General features: G+C 74.3%; 15 protein-coding genes, 1 other RNA gene and 1 pseudogene (1 of these 17 running past the window's edge). 11 read left to right on the forward strand and 6 right to left on the reverse strand.

The features are described 5' to 3' along the window. Window positions 1-22: 22 nt before the first annotated feature. Window positions 23-670, reverse strand: coding sequence for an HAD-IA family hydrolase (locus tag AB0B01_RS16155; RefSeq protein WP_361718463.1), 648 nt, complete (start codon window positions 668-670; stop codon window positions 23-25). 32 nt (window positions 671-702) lie between these two features. On the opposite strand from AB0B01_RS16155, the gene AB0B01_RS16160 reads away from it, so the two are divergent. Continuing rightward, window positions 703-1,911, forward strand: a complete 1,209-nt coding sequence (locus tag AB0B01_RS16160) for an ROK family transcriptional regulator (protein ID WP_361718466.1) — start codon at window positions 703-705, stop codon at window positions 1,909-1,911. Between the two features lie 36 nt (window positions 1,912-1,947). Here AB0B01_RS16160 and AB0B01_RS16165 read toward each other — a convergent pair whose 3' ends face one another. Then, entirely contained in the window at window positions 1,948-3,030 is a 1,083-nt protein-coding gene (locus tag AB0B01_RS16165) for a hypothetical protein (protein ID WP_361718469.1), read from the reverse strand. Between the two features lie 232 nt (window positions 3,031-3,262). Here AB0B01_RS16165 and AB0B01_RS16170 point away from each other — a divergent pair, with 232 nt between their 5' ends. Genes AB0B01_RS16170 through AB0B01_RS16180 form a run of 3 tightly spaced genes read left to right on the forward strand, consistent with a single transcriptional unit; the run spans window position 3,263 to window position 6,182 of the window. Continuing rightward, window positions 3,263-4,120, forward strand: coding sequence for a Nif3-like dinuclear metal center hexameric protein (locus tag AB0B01_RS16170; RefSeq protein WP_361718472.1), 858 nt, complete (start codon window positions 3,263-3,265; stop codon window positions 4,118-4,120). After that, complete coding sequence (locus tag AB0B01_RS16175; protein ID WP_361718649.1) at window positions 4,117-4,860, forward strand: C4-type zinc ribbon domain-containing protein; 744 nt, start codon at window positions 4,117-4,119, stop codon at window positions 4,858-4,860. The genes AB0B01_RS16170 and AB0B01_RS16175 overlap by 4 nt, the downstream gene beginning before the upstream one ends. Continuing rightward, window positions 4,860-6,182 carry a bifunctional RNase H/acid phosphatase gene (locus AB0B01_RS16180; RefSeq protein WP_361718475.1) on the forward strand — a complete coding sequence of 441 codons (1,323 nt, stop codon included), beginning with the start codon at window positions 4,860-4,862 and terminating at the stop codon, window positions 6,180-6,182. Before AB0B01_RS16175 ends, AB0B01_RS16180 begins: the two co-directional genes overlap by 1 nt. A 97-nt stretch (window positions 6,183-6,279) precedes the next feature. Here the strand turns inward: AB0B01_RS16180 and rnpB are convergent. From rnpB to AB0B01_RS16195, 3 genes are all read right to left on the reverse strand, one after another. After that, window positions 6,280-6,689: RNase P RNA component class A (gene rnpB, locus AB0B01_RS16185), an RNA gene on the reverse strand. A gap of 71 nt (window positions 6,690-6,760) precedes the next feature. Beyond that, complete coding sequence (locus AB0B01_RS16190; RefSeq protein ID WP_361718478.1) at window positions 6,761-7,780, reverse strand: LuxR C-terminal-related transcriptional regulator; 1,020 nt, start codon at window positions 7,778-7,780, stop codon at window positions 6,761-6,763. A gap of 82 nt (window positions 7,781-7,862) precedes the next feature. Further along, window positions 7,863-8,717: a helix-turn-helix transcriptional regulator gene (locus AB0B01_RS16195; RefSeq protein ID WP_361718481.1), complete on the reverse strand. Its 855-nt coding sequence runs from the start codon at window positions 8,715-8,717 to the stop codon at window positions 7,863-7,865. A gap of 310 nt (window positions 8,718-9,027) precedes the next feature. Between AB0B01_RS16195 and AB0B01_RS16200 the strand changes: the two genes are divergently transcribed. The 6 genes from AB0B01_RS16200 (at window position 9,028) to AB0B01_RS16225 (ending at window position 11,995) form a co-directional block, all read left to right on the forward strand. Further along, window positions 9,028-9,357 carry a hypothetical protein gene (locus tag AB0B01_RS16200; RefSeq protein WP_361718484.1) on the forward strand — a complete coding sequence of 110 codons (330 nt, stop codon included), beginning with the start codon at window positions 9,028-9,030 and terminating at the stop codon, window positions 9,355-9,357. Further along, window positions 9,357-10,106 (forward strand): peptidoglycan-binding protein, encoded by a 750-nt coding sequence (locus AB0B01_RS16205; RefSeq protein WP_361718487.1) that lies wholly within the window; start codon window positions 9,357-9,359, stop codon window positions 10,104-10,106. Before AB0B01_RS16200 ends, AB0B01_RS16205 begins: the two co-directional genes overlap by 1 nt. 50 nt (window positions 10,107-10,156) lie before the next feature. Further along, window positions 10,157-10,675: a hypothetical protein gene (locus tag AB0B01_RS16210; protein ID WP_361718490.1), complete on the forward strand. Its 519-nt coding sequence runs from the start codon at window positions 10,157-10,159 to the stop codon at window positions 10,673-10,675. An 89-nt stretch (window positions 10,676-10,764) separates the two neighbouring features. Continuing rightward, the gene (locus AB0B01_RS16215; protein WP_361718493.1) at window positions 10,765-11,127 is read left to right on the forward strand and encodes a hypothetical protein; all 363 of its coding nucleotides are present in this window, start codon (window positions 10,765-10,767) and stop codon (window positions 11,125-11,127) included. Window positions 11,128-11,138: 11 nt separating this feature from the next. Beyond that, entirely contained in the window at window positions 11,139-11,558 is a 420-nt protein-coding gene (locus AB0B01_RS16220; RefSeq protein ID WP_361718496.1) for a DUF2690 domain-containing protein, read from the forward strand. 35 nt (window positions 11,559-11,593) lie between these two features. After that, on the forward strand, window positions 11,594-11,995 hold the full coding sequence (locus AB0B01_RS16225) for a hypothetical protein (RefSeq protein ID WP_361718499.1): 402 nt from the start codon (window positions 11,594-11,596) through the stop codon (window positions 11,993-11,995). A 98-nt stretch (window positions 11,996-12,093) separates the two neighbouring features. Here AB0B01_RS16225 and AB0B01_RS16230 read toward each other — a convergent pair whose 3' ends face one another. Next, window positions 12,094-13,536, reverse strand: coding sequence for an RNB domain-containing ribonuclease (locus AB0B01_RS16230; RefSeq protein ID WP_361718502.1), 1,443 nt, complete (start codon window positions 13,534-13,536; stop codon window positions 12,094-12,096). 102 nt (window positions 13,537-13,638) lie between these two features. Between AB0B01_RS16230 and yaaA the strand changes: the two are divergent. After that, window positions 13,639-13,869 (forward strand): annotated as a pseudogene (gene yaaA / locus AB0B01_RS16235) (peroxide stress protein YaaA) (it continues 667 nt past the right edge of the window).

Below are 13,869 nucleotides of genomic sequence, written 5' to 3' on the forward strand. Positions count from 1 at the left end.
GCGCCGGGCCGGATCCGCGGACTCAGGCGCTCAGCAGCGACCCGAGCGGTCCGTGCAGATCGGCGGGGCCCCGGTAGTGCACCCCGGTCATCCCCAGCGCGACGGCGGCCTCGACGTTCTCCGCCCGGTCGTCCACGAACAGGCACCGCCCCGCCGGCGCGCCCGCACGCGCCGCCGCGATCTCGTAGATCTCCCGGTCCGGCTTGGCCACCCCCACCCGGGCGCTGCTGACGACGTGGTCCGCCAGGTCCGTGAGCCCGAGCGAGGCCAGGTCGTCCTCCAGCTCCAGCGTCGCGTTCGTCACCAGGACCAGGGCGACCCCCGCTGCCCGGACCCGGCGCAGCAGCGAGACCACTTCCTCGTCCGCCGAGAACGGGGCTTCGGCGAACGCCGTCGCCAACTCCCGGGCCCGCTGCGCCGGCAGCCCCGCCTCGGCGTGCAGTCCCGCCGCGATGGAGTCCGTCCACTGCCCGCGGGTGATCCGGCCCAGCAGCAGCGGTCCGTCCCGCTCCGGGGCGAACGCCAGCCGGGTGGTGGTGCCTTCCGGTACTCCTGCCTCGCGTTCCAGCGCGGTGAGCGCCTTCGCGTCGTAGAAGCGGATCACGTTGTCGAGGTCGCACAGCACGGCATCGAAGCACCGCCGGGTGCCCGTACGGGTGGAAGTCGTCACCCGACCGAGCATGGCACGGTGAGAATGGGGCCGTGATCAGCAGTGACGAGGCGGGCGGGCTGCCCTGGAATCCGCAGCGGCAGCGCAGCGCCAACGAGCGGCTGCTGTGGGAGCGGCTGCGCGTCGGCGGGGCCGCCTCGCGGGCGCAGCTCGCGCGGGACACCGGGCTCTCCAAGCCGACCGTCTCCAGCGCCCTCGCCGCCCTCGAACAGGCGGGCCTGGTCCGGGAAGCCGGTACGCACGCCCCCGAGCGGGGCCGGGTCGCCGTGCTCTACGCCCCCGACCCGACGGCCGGCTACGCCCTCGGGGTCGACATCGGCCGCAGCTGGCTGCGGGTGGCGCTCGCCGACCTCGACGGCACCGTCGTGGCCCGCTCCGACGTACGCAACCAGGCCCGGACCGCCAACAGCATGGCCGACCTCGCCGTGACCGCCGCCCGCCGGCTCGTCGCCGACTCCGCGCTCGACCCGCGCAAGGTCACCCGGGCGGTGGTCGGCACCCCCGGCGTCTACGATCCGGAGGCCCGCCGGGTGCGCCACGCCCGGCAGTTGCCCGGCTGGAGCCGTCCCGGGCTGTTCGACCGGATCGGGGACGGGCTCGGGGTGCCCGTCGCGGTGCGCAACGACGCCAACCTGGCGGCGCTCGGCGAGTACACGTACGGCGTCGGCGCGGGCAGCCGCCTCTTCGTGTACCTCATGATCGGCACCGGCCTCGGCATGGGCATCCTCAGCGAGGGTCGGCCGTTCACCGGCGCGCACGGCGGGGCCGGCGAGATCGGCTTCCTGCCCTGGGCGGGCCGGCATCAGCCCGAGCCCGAGGGCGGTCCCGAGGGCGGTCCCGAGAGCGGTCCCGAGAGCATGGAGGACGCGGTCGCGGCCGGCGCGGTCGTCCGGGCCGCCCGTGCCCACGGGATGACCGGGCCGCTGACCGCCAAGGACGTCTTCGACGCCGCCCGCACCGGCGACCCGGCCGCCACCCGGGCCGTCGAGATCGAGGCCGAGCGCCTCGCCCACGCCATCGCCACGGTGTCCGCCGTCCTCGACCCCGACCTCATCGTCCTCGGCGGCGGCGTCGGCCACAGCGCCGACCTGCTGCTGCCCACCGTCCGCCGGACGCTGCGCAGCCTCGGCCCGCTGCGGCCGAAGGTGGTGCCCGGCGGGCTCGGGGAGGACGCGGTGCTGCTCGGCGCGGTCGCGACGGCGCTGGACGCGGCCCGCGACCTCGCCTTCGAACGCCGCTGACGGGGCCTTGCCCCGGCCGCTGCCGCTACGACACCCCTACAGCGGCGCCTGCTGCAGTGGCACCGGCCGGGGCGCGGCCGGCGGCGGGTCCAGCCGCACCGGCGGCGGCGGGGCCACCGGCAGCGTCAGCCCGGCGATCCCGCAGGGCACCTCCGACGTGGCGTACGGGAGGTGCAGGCGGCCCTGCGGGCTCCACAGGCCGGTGCCGAGCCAGCCGGCGGGCGCGCCGAGGCGGAACAGGTGCCGGTCGGCGGGGCGCCACAGCCCGATCCCGCCGTCCTCCAGCCGGAGCGCGACCCCGCAGGTCTCCGGCATCAGGGCCTGCCCGGGCTGGACCGCGAACGGTGTCCCCGCCTCCCCCCGCAGGCACTCCGGGAACCGGACCGGCAGCGAGCTCCCCAACACGCCCCATCCCAGGCGCGGTTCGCCCGCGGCCGGAGCGTCCGAGCGGATCAGCAGCAGCCCGCTGTCGGGGTCGGCCAGCAGCAGCCGGTCCTCGCTGCCCTCCGCGATCTGGAGCAGCGGGGAGACCTCGCCGCCGCGCCCCAGGTCCACCGCCACGGCCTTGGTGGTGCCGTCCAGGCTGCGGTCCAGGGCCAGCATCCGCCCGGTGCGGTCCAGCCAGACGCCCCCCGAGCACCGGCCGGGCACGCGGGCGACCGGGCCGAAGGCACCCCCGGCCACCTGCCAGACCGTGCTCTCCCTGTCGGACGCGGCCAGGGCGAAGGCGCCGTACCCGTCGGGGGAGGGCGGCAGCAGGGACACCCGTACGCCCTCCGCACCGTCCGCGCCCGACCGGGGGTCCACCGCGCCCAGCACCAGCTCCCCGGTCCGCGGCCCCGCGCCCGGGCAGCCCGTCGGGTAGAGCAGGGCGAACGCGTGCCGCTCGGCGACCCGGCGGTGGATCAGCACCCGTCCGTCGGCCAGCGCCAGCACCTCGCTGTCCGCCTCCTCCGGCTGGGCCAGCGGCAGCGGCACCGCATACGGCTCGGGCCCGGCCAAGGTCCAGCGCTCCGGGTAGCGCGCCTCGCCGTCCCCGGCCAGCCGGGCCGCGTAGGACCCGTCCGCGGCGATGGTGAACGGGGCCCTCGTCGTGATCTCGATGGCACAGACAGTCATCCGTGCGTCACCTCCGGTGAGGAAGCTAGTTTTCGCACTTCCACCCGAACAACACGACCACCTGCGCTTCACACATACGGGTGGCCGCTGCGTGGTTCTCCGGTGTCGGCGGCGGCGGTTGTGCTGCGCGGTGCCCGCGCGGTGCGAGGGGGGCGTACGGCCCGGCGGGTGCCCGGCCCGGGCGGATCCGGCGGGGACCCTCGTGCTCCCGTACGGACGGTAGCCTTGGCCTGTGCCCCGTCTCTCTGAAGTCATCGCCGCGCTGGACGCTCTCTGGCCCCCCTCGCGGGCCGAGGAGTGGGACGCGGTCGGAACGGTCTGCGGCGACCCCGACGCCGAGGTCTCCCGCGTCCTGTTCGCCGTCGACCCCGTGCAGGAGATCGTCGACGAGGCGGTGAAGCTGGGCGCCGACCTCGTCGTCACCCACCACCCCCTCTATCTGCGCGGCACCACCACCGTCGAGGCCGGCACCTTCAAGGGCCGTGTCGTGCACACGCTGATCAAGAACGACATCGCGCTGCACGTCGCCCACACCAACGCCGACACCGCCGACCCCGGCGTCTCCGACGCCCTCGCCGGCGCCCTGGACCTGCGGGTCACCGGCCCGCTCGTGCCCGACCCCACCGACCCCGAGGGCCGCCGCGGCCTCGGCCGGATCTGCGAGCTCGACCACCCCGAGACCCTGCGGGAGTTCGCGGCCCGCGCCGCCGCCCGGCTGCCGCGGACCGCGCAGGGCATCCGCGCCGCAGGCGACCCCGAGGCCACCATCCGCCGCGTCGCCGTCAGCGGCGGCTCCGGTGACAGCCTCTTCGCGCAGGTCAGGGCCGCGGGCGTGGACGCCTTCCTGACCGCCGACCTGCGCCACCACCCGGCGTCCGAGGCCCGCGAGCAGAGCCCGCTTGCCCTCGTCGACGCCGCCCACTGGGCCACCGAGTGGCCCTGGTGCGAGCAGGCCGCGGCCCAGCTCGACGCCGTCTCCGAGCGCCACGGCTGGGGTCTGCGGACCCACGTGTCGCGCACGGTCACCGACCCCTGGACGGCGCACGCGCCCTCCGAACCGTCCCCTTCTACCGATGGAGCCCCCAACTGAACGCCGAGCCCGCCGACCAGATCCGACTCCTCGATGTCCAGGCCCTGGACGTCCGGCTGTCTCAGCTCGCCCACAAGCGCAAGTCGCTGCCGGAGCACGCCGAGGTCGACTCCCTGACCAAGGACCTGACGCAGCAGCGCGACCTGCTCGTGGCGGCCCAGACGCAGGCGAGCGACGCCGCCCGCGAGCAGACCAAGGCGGAGCAGGACGTCGACCAGGTCCGCCAGCGCGCGGCGCGCGACCAGCAGCGGCTGGACTCCGGCGCGGGCATCTCGGCCCGGGACCTGGCGAACCTGCAGAGCGAGGTCGTCTCCCTCGCCAAGCGCCAGAGCGACCTGGAGGACGTCGTCCTGGAGGTCATGGAGCGCCTGGAGGCCGCGCAGGGGCGGGTCACCGAGCTCACCGGGCGGGTCTCCCGCCTCGAAGCCGAGCTGACCGACGCCACCGCGCGCCGCGACGCGGCCACCGGAGAGCTCGACGCCGAGGCCGCCAAGGTCACCAAGGACCGCGAGGTCATCGTCGCCTCCATGCCGGCCGACCTGATGGCCCTGTACGAGAAGATCCGCGTCAAGCAGGGCGGTGTGGGCGCCGCGCGCCTGTACCAGCGCCGCTGCGAGGGCTGCCGCCTGGAGCTGGACATGGCCGAGGTCAACGAGATCAAGGCAGCGGCCCCGAACCAAGTCGTCCGCCACGACAACTGTGGCCGCATCCTGGTCCGTACGGCCGACTCGGGCATCTGATGCCGCGGTTCGTCGTGGAGGCCGACGGCGGTTCCCGGGGCAACCCGGGGCCCGCCGGCTACGGCGCGGTCGTCCTCGACCCGGCCACGGGCGAGACGTTGGCCGAGCGCGCCGAGTTCATCGGTGTCGCGACGAACAACGTGGCGGAGTACAAGGGCCTGATCGCGGGCCTGACGGCCGCGCGCGAGCTGGACCCGGACGCGCGGGTCGAGGTCCGGATGGACTCGAAGCTCGTCGTCGAGCAGATGTCGGGCCGCTGGAAGATCAAGCACCCGGACATGAAGCCCCTCGCGGCGCAGGCCGCGACGATCCTGCCGCCCGCGCACGTGACGTACCAGTGGATCCCGCGCGAGCAGAACAAGCACGCGGACCGGCTGGCCAACGAGGCGATGGACGCGGGACGGCTCGGCAGGCAGTGGGAGCCCTCGGCCTCGACGGCGGCCCTGGACACCTCGGCGGCGCGCGCCCTGGCCGCCCCGCCCCCGGCGGGCCCGCCCGGAGACGCCGCGGCGGGTGCTGCGGCCGTCCGCGCGGCCCTCGCCTCCGCGTCCGGTACGCAGGCCCCCGCACCGGCGGTCCAGCCGGTGGCCGCCACCCTGCCCGCGGAGGCGGGCCCCGGCGGTCCCGGACGCATTCCCTCCCCGGCACCCGGCACCGGGCAGGCCCCGCTCGCCACGCCGGGCTGGGGCCCCGACATGGGGGCGCCGGCGACCTTCGTGCTGCTGCGTCACGGCGAGACGGCCCTGACCCCGCAGAAGCGCTTCTCCGGCAGCGGCGGCAGCGACCCGGAGCTGTCCCCGGCCGGCCGGCGCCAGGCCGCGGCGGTGGCCGAAGCCCTCGCCGCGCGCGGCACCGTCCAGACGGTGATCAGCTCCCCGCTGCGGCGCTGCCGGGAGACCGCGCAGGCCGTCGCCGACCGCCTCGGGCTGGGGGTGACCGTCGAGCAGGGGCTGCGCGAGGTGGACTTCGGCGCGTGGGAGGGCCTGACCTTCGCCGAGGTGCAGGAGCGCTTCCCCGACGACCTCCAGGCGTGGCTGGACTCCCCGAAGGCGGCCCCCACGGGCGGCGGCGAGAGCTTCGCGGCGGCGACCCGGCGGATCTCGGCCACCCGCGACCGGCTGCTCGCCGCGCACGCGGGCCGTACGGTGCTGCTGGTCACGCACGTGACACCGGTCAAGATCATGGTCCGCCTGGCGCTGGGCGCCCCGCCGGAGTCGCTGTTCCGCATGGAGCTCTCGGCGGCCTCGCTGTCGGCGGTGGCGTACTACGCGGACGGCAACGCGTCGGTGCGGCTGCTGAACGACACCTCGCACCTGCGCTGAGCGCGGGCCGCGCACGCGGACACGGACACGGACACGCACGGACACGGCGAAGGGCCCGCACCCCGGTGGGTGCGGGCCCTTCCCGTACGTCGAGTGCAGAACAACCGGAGCTGTACGCCGGGTTCTGTCGCCCGGCGACCTCGCGGTCGCCGGGGAGACGGCCATCCATCTAGGACCGGTGTTGCCACCGGCCTCGTGCGGTCTACCCGCGGACTCGGGCGGGCAGCCCTCGATCGTCCGCGCAGGGCCCGCCGTCCGAAAACGGCCGACCCCTCTTGACCTTGCTCCGGGTGGGGTTTACCTAGCCGCCTGAGTCACCCCAGGCGCTGGTGGTCTCTTACACCACCGTTTCACCCTTACCGGGGACCGAAGCCCCCGGCGGTCTGTTTTCTGTGGCACTGTCCCGCGGGTCACCCCGGGTGGGCGTTACCCACCACCCTGCCCTGTGGAGCCCGGACGTTCCTCGGCGGGATCCGGGGACCCCGACGCGGCCGTCCGCTCCGGTTGTTCTGCAAGGAACCATGCTACCTGCGCCGACTGCCGCCCTTGACCCCGGCGCGGCGGCTGGGGGAGGGGGGTCAGAGCCAGCCGCGTTGGGCTGCGCGCAGGCCCGCCTCGAAGCGGCTGCGGGCGCCGAGCCGTTCCATCAGGGCGGCCATGGACCGGCGGACCGTGCTGAGCGAGACGCCCAGCTGGTGGCCCGCGGCCTCGTCGGTCAGGCCCCGGCTGAGCAGCCGCAGCAGCTCCCGCTCGGCCGGCATCAGGCCGGTGGACGCGTCGCGCGGCCGGTCGCAGCCGAGCGGGAGCGCGGCCTCCCACACCTGCTCGAAGAGCGCGGTCAGGGCGGCCACCGCTCCGGCGAGCCGCAGGACGACGGCCCCGGCGCGGGTGTCGGCGGGGTCGAGCGGCACCAGGGCGTGGGCACGGTCCACCAGGATCATGCGCAGCGGGAGGGTGGGCACGGTCCGTACGCCGCCGCCGTTGTCGGTGAGCCAGCGGGCGTAGCCGAGGGTCGGCCGGTTGCCGCGGACGCTGTCGAGGCAGACCGTGCGCACGTCGACTCCGCGGGCCAGCAGCCGGGCGTCGTTCTCACGGGCCGCGTCGATGGCGGCCTGCGACTGGCCGCCGCCCGGCATGAAGGTGCAGATCTCCGCTTCGGCCTGCTCCGCGATGAGTTCGAGACGGGCTTGGACGGCGTCGATGCCGACGAGCCGCTCACCGCCGGCCGCGAGGCCGCCGGCGGTGTCCGGGCCGGCCCCGGAGTCGGGGGCCGGTCCCTGGCGCAGCTCGGAGACCATCCGGGAGACGGCCGCGTGGCTTTCGGTGATCTCCCGTTGGCGCCGGTCGAGTTCCTCCTGGTGGCGGCGGAGCATGAGCTGTACGCCCAGCTCCGGGCTGACCGCCCGCCAGGTGCCGGGAACGGCCCGCGACCGGCGCAGCAGCGAGGCCTGTGCGAGCCGGTCCAGGGCCTCCCGCACGCGGGATTCCTCGCAGCCGAGATGGGTGGCGATCTGCTCTACGCCCCAGCCTTCCGGCCGGGTGGCCATGAGCCGGTAGACGGCCTCGGTGGCCGGATCGAGCCCGAGGGTCGCGAACAAGGCGGATCCTCCGTGGGTGACGAGTGGTGCGCAGAAGCGTGGCAAGCCCACGCACCCGTGTCTTGTCAAAAACGGCACGCCCCTAGCCCGACAGCACCACGCTCGTGATCCGGCCCGGCATCCGGTCCAGGGCCGAGCCGGGCGGCAGTCCGCCACGCAGTTTCACGAACCGTGACGGCGGCAGTCCGGTCATCGCCTTCACCTCACGGCTCAGGTGTGCCTGGTCGTGGTAGCCGCAGGCGGCCGCCACCCGGGCCGGGGCCACCCCGGAGGACAGCAGCCGCAAGGCGTGCTGGAGCCGGAACACCCGTGCCACGGCCTTCGGTGACAGGCCCACCTGGTCGCGGAACCGGGCGCGCAGGGTGCGGGCGCTCCATCCGGTCTCCTCGGCGATCCGGGCCAGGGAGCCGCTGCCCGCCCACAGCCGGGACAGCGCCCCGCGGACCTCGGGCGCGGCGGCCGGGCCCCCGTCAAGGCGGGCGCAGAACACCTCGTCGAGGAGGGCGAAACGATCCTCCCAGGAGCCGAGCGCCTGCAGCCGGTCGGTCAGGTGCCGGCCCGCCGGACCGATCACCTCCGTCAGGTCCACGTGCGCGTCCTCGAAGTGGGCCATCGGGATGCCGAAGAGCCGGTAGGCGCCGAGCGGGCTCATGTTCACTTCCAGCCCGCTCACCGCCCCCGCGTGCATCCCGATCGTCGGAACGGTGCGCGGTCCGCTGATCATGGCCCGGGAGGCGGCCCGCAGCCGGGTCGGTGCCAGCACCTCCGTACGGGTCACCCACAGGCCCTCCGTGAAGACGAACACCACCGTCACGTAGCCGGTGGGCAGTTCCAGGCGGCGCCGTGGCGTGCTGAACTCCGTGTGGAAGCCGGTGTAGTTGATGATGAAGGGCCGCAGTGCCGCGGCCGGTCGGCGGCGTGCCGAGCGGGGTCCCACCGCCGGCGCAGCCTGTGCGTGAACATCGACGGACCCCATCCCCGGGCCCTCCCCCTGCTGTTGCGCGGCCGGTCGTGCCGCGGTGCGCAGATGATGACAGGCCCGCCGCCGAGGTGGCCAGGGCCGCCCGCCGTGACACCAAGCATTCAGGACCACTTGCTCTCACCCCGAAGTCCTTCCGAGCGGGGCGGACCGCCCGCGATGCTTCTGCTGCAGCCGGAGAACAGCGGCTGAAACCGACTCACACCGACAGGGAGGGCCGCCTCGTGTTCTTCGGTTTCTTCGGCCTCATCTGGGACTGACCGCGACCATGCACCTCGCGATGGCTGCGGTGGAACTGACGGCAGGTCCGCTCGCCCCGCACCGGCATCTCGACCGGCACGTACTGGTCGACGTCCTGTGGGCGTGCACCGAACCGGCCGACCAGCCGCAGCACGTGAGCGTGCTGACCTCTCCGGGACGGGCCGACCTCGTCCTCTACGCCCTCGCCGACTCGGCGGCGGCAGCCCGGTCGGCGGCGCTGCGCAGCGCCCGGCGCGCCCTGGCCACCTCCCCGCTGCTGTCCGGGTGGACGGCGCGGGAGATCCGTCTCGACCTCCTCGACCCCTTCGGCACACCCGACTTGGAGAAACCAGAGTGATGGGCATACCCGCCGCCACCCGCCGGAGCCTGCGCCTGCCGGCCGCGGCCGCTGGCCTGCTCACGGCCGCACTGCTCGTACCGGCCCTGAGCACCTCCCAGGCGTACGCCGTCGATTCGGTGCGCTGGGAGCAGACCAACCTGGCCGGTCTCGGCTACCTCCCCCAGAGCGGGATCGACGGTGTCCAGGGCCCCGCCACCCGGGCGGCGCTCAAGGAGTTCCAGCAGGACAACGGCCTCGCCGAGGACGGTGCCTACGGGGACCGCAGTGAACTCGCCCTGCACCGGCAGGTCGAGGCGGTGCAGCGCAAGGCCGGGGTCGCGGCGGACGGTCTCTACGGGGACGGCACCAAGGCCGCGGTCAAACGCTGGCAGGGCGGCCACGGGCAGGGCGCCGACGGGATCGCCGGCCCGGCCACCATGGCGGCCATGGGTGTCTCGCGCACCGTCCACCAGGTCGCGCAGAGCCAGTTCGGGGCGCACGGCTGGACCGTGTCCGCACAGTTCGGCTGCCTCAAGAGCCTGTGGACCGGCGAGAGCAACTGGAAGGTGTACGCCACCAACCCGAGCAGCGGCGCGTACGGGATCCCGCAGTCCCTGCCCGGCAACAAGATGACCGCCGCGGGCTCGGACTGGGCCAACAACCCGGTCACCCAGATCAAGTGGGGCCTGGGGTACATCGACGACCGGTACGGCACGCCGTGCAAGGCGTACGAGACCTGGAAGACCCGTTCACCGCACTGGTACTAGACCCCGCTTCACCCTTCGAGCGCTTTATCCCCATAAGGAAGGATACCGTCATGCGCACTACGCTGCGTCGCACCACCCTCGCCGCCGGATCCCTGGCCGCGGCCGCGGTGATCGCCCTGCCCGGCAACGCCTTCGCCGTCTCGAAGCTGTCCCAGTCCGCGGCCGCCTCGGCGCTGCGGGGCGCCGGAGTCACCTGGTCCTCCAGCGGCAACTGCACCACCCGCTCGAACAGCAGGTGCACCTCCTTCGAGCAGATCAACCAGGCGACGGTGGACGGGCTGAGGACGCTGAAGAGCGCCAGCGGCTGCGCGATCAACGTCACCGGCGGCACGGAGGTCGGCCACGCCTCGGGCACCTACAGCCACTACAACGGCTACAAGGCGGACATCAACCCGAACACCTGCATCACGAACTACATCCACTCCAGCTTCACGAAGATCGCCCCGCGCGGCGACGGGGCGCAGCGCTGGCGCTCCTCGGCGGGCAACGTCTACGCCCGCGAGAGCAACCACTTCGACATCACCTACTGCGGCGGCTCCCAGGCCTGCACGAACGCGGCCAGCTCCTGACGCCGACAGACGCCGCGCCGCCCCCGGCCGCGCGCAGCCGCCTCCCGCTCGCCCTTCCGTTCCCTTGCCTTCCCGAAAGGACCCATGCCATGAAGCTCTCCCTGCACAGGAAGCTGTCCGTCGCCCTCGGCGCGCTGGCCATCGCCGGCGCCGGCCTGGTCGCCGCCCCGGCCGCCCAGGCCGACGAGCTGGGCTGCGGCGTCAACGCCGTCTGCTTCTTCAAGGGCTACTCCACCCGGACCGGCGAGTACCACGACGTCACCTCCGGCTACCAGACGCTCGGCGCCAGCAAGGGCGCCGACAAGGCGTGGAGCACCCGCAGGAGCGGTGGCACGCGGCTCCACTTCACCAACGGCAAGACCATCTGCCTCAAGGCGGGCCAGCTGCGGGAGGACCTCAAGAGCGTCGGCACCGTGGACAAGATCCGCATCACCACGTCCGCCAACTGCTGAGGGAGCGCACCGTGAAGCACCGCATCGCGGCGGCGCTCGGTACCGGGGCCCTGCTCGTCGCCGGAGCCCTGCAGGCCCCCGCCGCCTTCGCCGCCCCCGCCGCGACGAGCTGCCTCGGGGCGTCCTGCAACGGGCTCAACCCGGCGAACACCACCTGCCAGAGCGATGCCCGCACCGTGAAGACCGGCCCGTTCATCGGCATGGAGCTGCGCTACAGCCCCTCCTGCCGGGCGGCCTGGGGACGCTTCCCCCACGCCCCGAAGAACTCCCGCATCGACGTGCGGAACAGCCAGGGCAAGAAGTACACGACCTGCGGCCCCTCCGGCGGCGGCACGTACTTCAGCGTGATGGTGAACGACAAGGACGTGAAGGCCTGGGCCTGCGGGGTCTTCGACAACGGCGACCAGACCGAATGCACGGGCTCGTACTGACTCCCTCGTCCCTCTCACAGGAAGCCCTCGCGACCATGCGAATCCTCCACGGCACCCCGCGCAAGGCCCTGATCACGGGCGCCGCCCTCGCCGGTGCGCTCGTCCTGGCCACCGGGCCGGCGTACGCGTCCTCCTCCAACGTGTCCGGCAAGGTCGGCGGGAGCTACACGTACTACCCGACCGGGCGGACCGTCACGGCCAACGGTTCGAACGTGTACCTCAAGATCAACAACCCGGGGACCGCGATCAAGGCCATGTGGTACAAGTGCGGCAGCCCCTCCGTGCACGGCGCGGGCGTGGAGCTCGGCGACGGCCGCCGTCACCTGATCGGCTCGAACTTCAAGTCCGGCACCGTCTTCTGCCTGGCCCTGGCGGCGGACGTCAGCGAGATCAAGATCGCCTGGAGCGGCACCCTCGACTGGAACGTCACCTCCTGACCACCCGGTGGCGCGCGGCCGGAACCCCGTCGGCGGGGCTCCGGCCCGCGCGCGTTCCACGCCGGGCGGTCCCCGCTGCGCGCCGGGGCGATCCGCGTTCACACCGCGGCGAACAGCACCTTCGCCCGGCCCGGATCCGCCTGCGTCAGCCGGACCCGGATGCGGTCCCCGAGCGGCAGCCGCGCCGACGACGACTCGACCCTGCCGACCACCGCCGGCTCCTCCAGCTGGACGGTGCCCACCAGCGGCTCGTGCTCCTTGATGTCGATCACGGTGGCGTCGAAGGTCTCGCCGATCCGGCCCTGGAGCACGGCCGCCTCCACCAGGTCCACGCACTCCCGCTCGGCCGTGTTGGCCAGCCGCACCCCCTCCGCCATCTGCTGCGGGAGCGGGGCCAGCCCCGCCACCGCCCACGCGGGCGGCTCGGCCCCGGCGACCGCCGCCACGCACAACTCGCCGGCGTAGCGGTCCACGAGCCGCCGCAGCGGGGCGGTGCAGTGCGCGTACGGGGCCGCCACCGCGGCGTGCAGCACCGGATCGGGGACGTGCCCGCCGGTGAAGACGGTGTAGCCGGCGCCGCGCAGCAGGGTGGTGCATTCCTGGAGGAACGCGGCGTGGGCCGGGTCGTGCGGATCGAGGGAGCGGACGAGCTCGGCGTACGGCATGTGGTGCGGCCAGTCGGTCCGCAGGGCCTTCGCCGCCCGCCGCAGCCGCCCGACCGCGCCGTCGGGGGCGGTCGGCAGGGTGCGTAGGATGCCCGTCCCGGCGGCGAGCATCAGCTCGGCGGCGGCCATGCCGGTCATCAGGGAGATCTGGGCGTTCCAGCCGTCCGCGGGGAGCGGGGCCCGGTAGGCCAGGGCGTACGAGCCGTCCTGGACGACGACCTCCTGCTCGGGCACGTTGAGCGAGATGCCGCCGCGCTGCTGTTCGAGGGCCTCGCGCAGCCGCCCGATCTCCGCGAGCAGGGCGAGGGCCTCGCCGCCGGTCCCGGAGTCGATGGCGTGCTGGACGCCGTCGTAGTCGAGCTTGGCCCGGCTGCGGACGAGGGCCCGGCGGACGTCAGTGGTCTCCACGCGCCCGGTGGAGTCCAGGTCGAGACGCCACAGCAGCGCCGGGCAGGTCTGCCCGGGCAGTAGGCTGGCCGCGCCCTCCGAGAGCAGCGGCGGATGCAGCGGAACCCTGCCGTCGGGGAAGTACAGGGTGCTCACCCTGCGGTGGGCCTCGGCGTCGAGCGCGCCGCCGGGCGTGACGAACGCGGCGACGTCGGCGATGGCGTAGTGCACGCGGTAGCCGCCGCCGGGCCGCCTCTCCAGGTGCATGGCCTGGTCGAGGTCGCGGGAGGGGGGCGGATCGATGGTGAACAGGGGAAGGTCGGTGGCGTCGGCGTCGGGCGGCCGCGGAGCCCGGACCGCCTGCTCCGCCTCGGCGAGCACCTCGGGCGGGAATTCCCCGGGCACGTCCAGCTTCGTCCGCAGTTCCCGCAGCGCGGCCCGCAGGGCAGCCCCGTCTGCGCCGGCCATGTGCATGTGACGGCGTGGCATGGATCGAGCGTAGGCCGGGCGGGCGGTCGGGGCACGGCGAGCCGTCTACCCTGGCTCGGGGGCCGCACCCCCTGCGCCGTGTCGTACCGAAGGAGATCCACCGTGCTCGTGCTGCTGCCGCCGTCCGAAGGAAAGGCCGCCGGCGGCTCCGGCGCACCCCTGGAGCCGGAGACGCTGTCCCTGCCGGGACTGGCTCCGGCGCGGGCGGCGGTGCTGGAGGAGCTGGTCGAGCTGTGCGCGGGCGACGAGCTGAAGGCGCGCGAGGTGCTCGGCCTGAGCGAGGGGCTGCGCGGCGAGGTCGCGAAGAACGCCGGCCTGCGGTCGGCGCCGGCC

Origin of the sequence: Streptomyces sp. NPDC044571 (assembly GCF_040647115.1) — a bacterium.
In the GTDB taxonomy this organism is placed as follows: domain Bacteria; phylum Actinomycetota; class Actinomycetes; order Streptomycetales; family Streptomycetaceae; genus Streptomyces.

Bases quoted from the DNA above. Each gene is read 5' to 3' on its own strand.
- AB0B01_RS16165 (WP_361718469.1), bottom strand. From the start codon at position 3,030: ATGACTGTCTGTGCCATCGAGATCACGACGAGGGCCCCGTTCACCATC.
- AB0B01_RS16180 (WP_361718475.1), top strand. From the start codon at position 4,860: ATGCCGCGGTTCGTCGTGGAGGCCGACGGCGGTTCCCGGGGCAACCCG.
- AB0B01_RS16200 (WP_361718484.1), top strand. From the start codon at position 9,028: ATGCACCTCGCGATGGCTGCGGTGGAACTGACGGCAGGTCCGCTCGCC.
- AB0B01_RS16205 (WP_361718487.1), top strand. From the start codon at position 9,357: ATGGGCATACCCGCCGCCACCCGCCGGAGCCTGCGCCTGCCGGCCGCG.
- AB0B01_RS16210 (WP_361718490.1), top strand. From the start codon at position 10,157: ATGCGCACTACGCTGCGTCGCACCACCCTCGCCGCCGGATCCCTGGCC.
- AB0B01_RS16215 (WP_361718493.1), top strand. From the start codon at position 10,765: ATGAAGCTCTCCCTGCACAGGAAGCTGTCCGTCGCCCTCGGCGCGCTG.
- AB0B01_RS16225 (WP_361718499.1), top strand. From the start codon at position 11,594: ATGCGAATCCTCCACGGCACCCCGCGCAAGGCCCTGATCACGGGCGCC.
- AB0B01_RS16230 (WP_361718502.1), bottom strand. From the start codon at position 13,536: ATGCCACGCCGTCACATGCACATGGCCGGCGCAGACGGGGCTGCCCTG.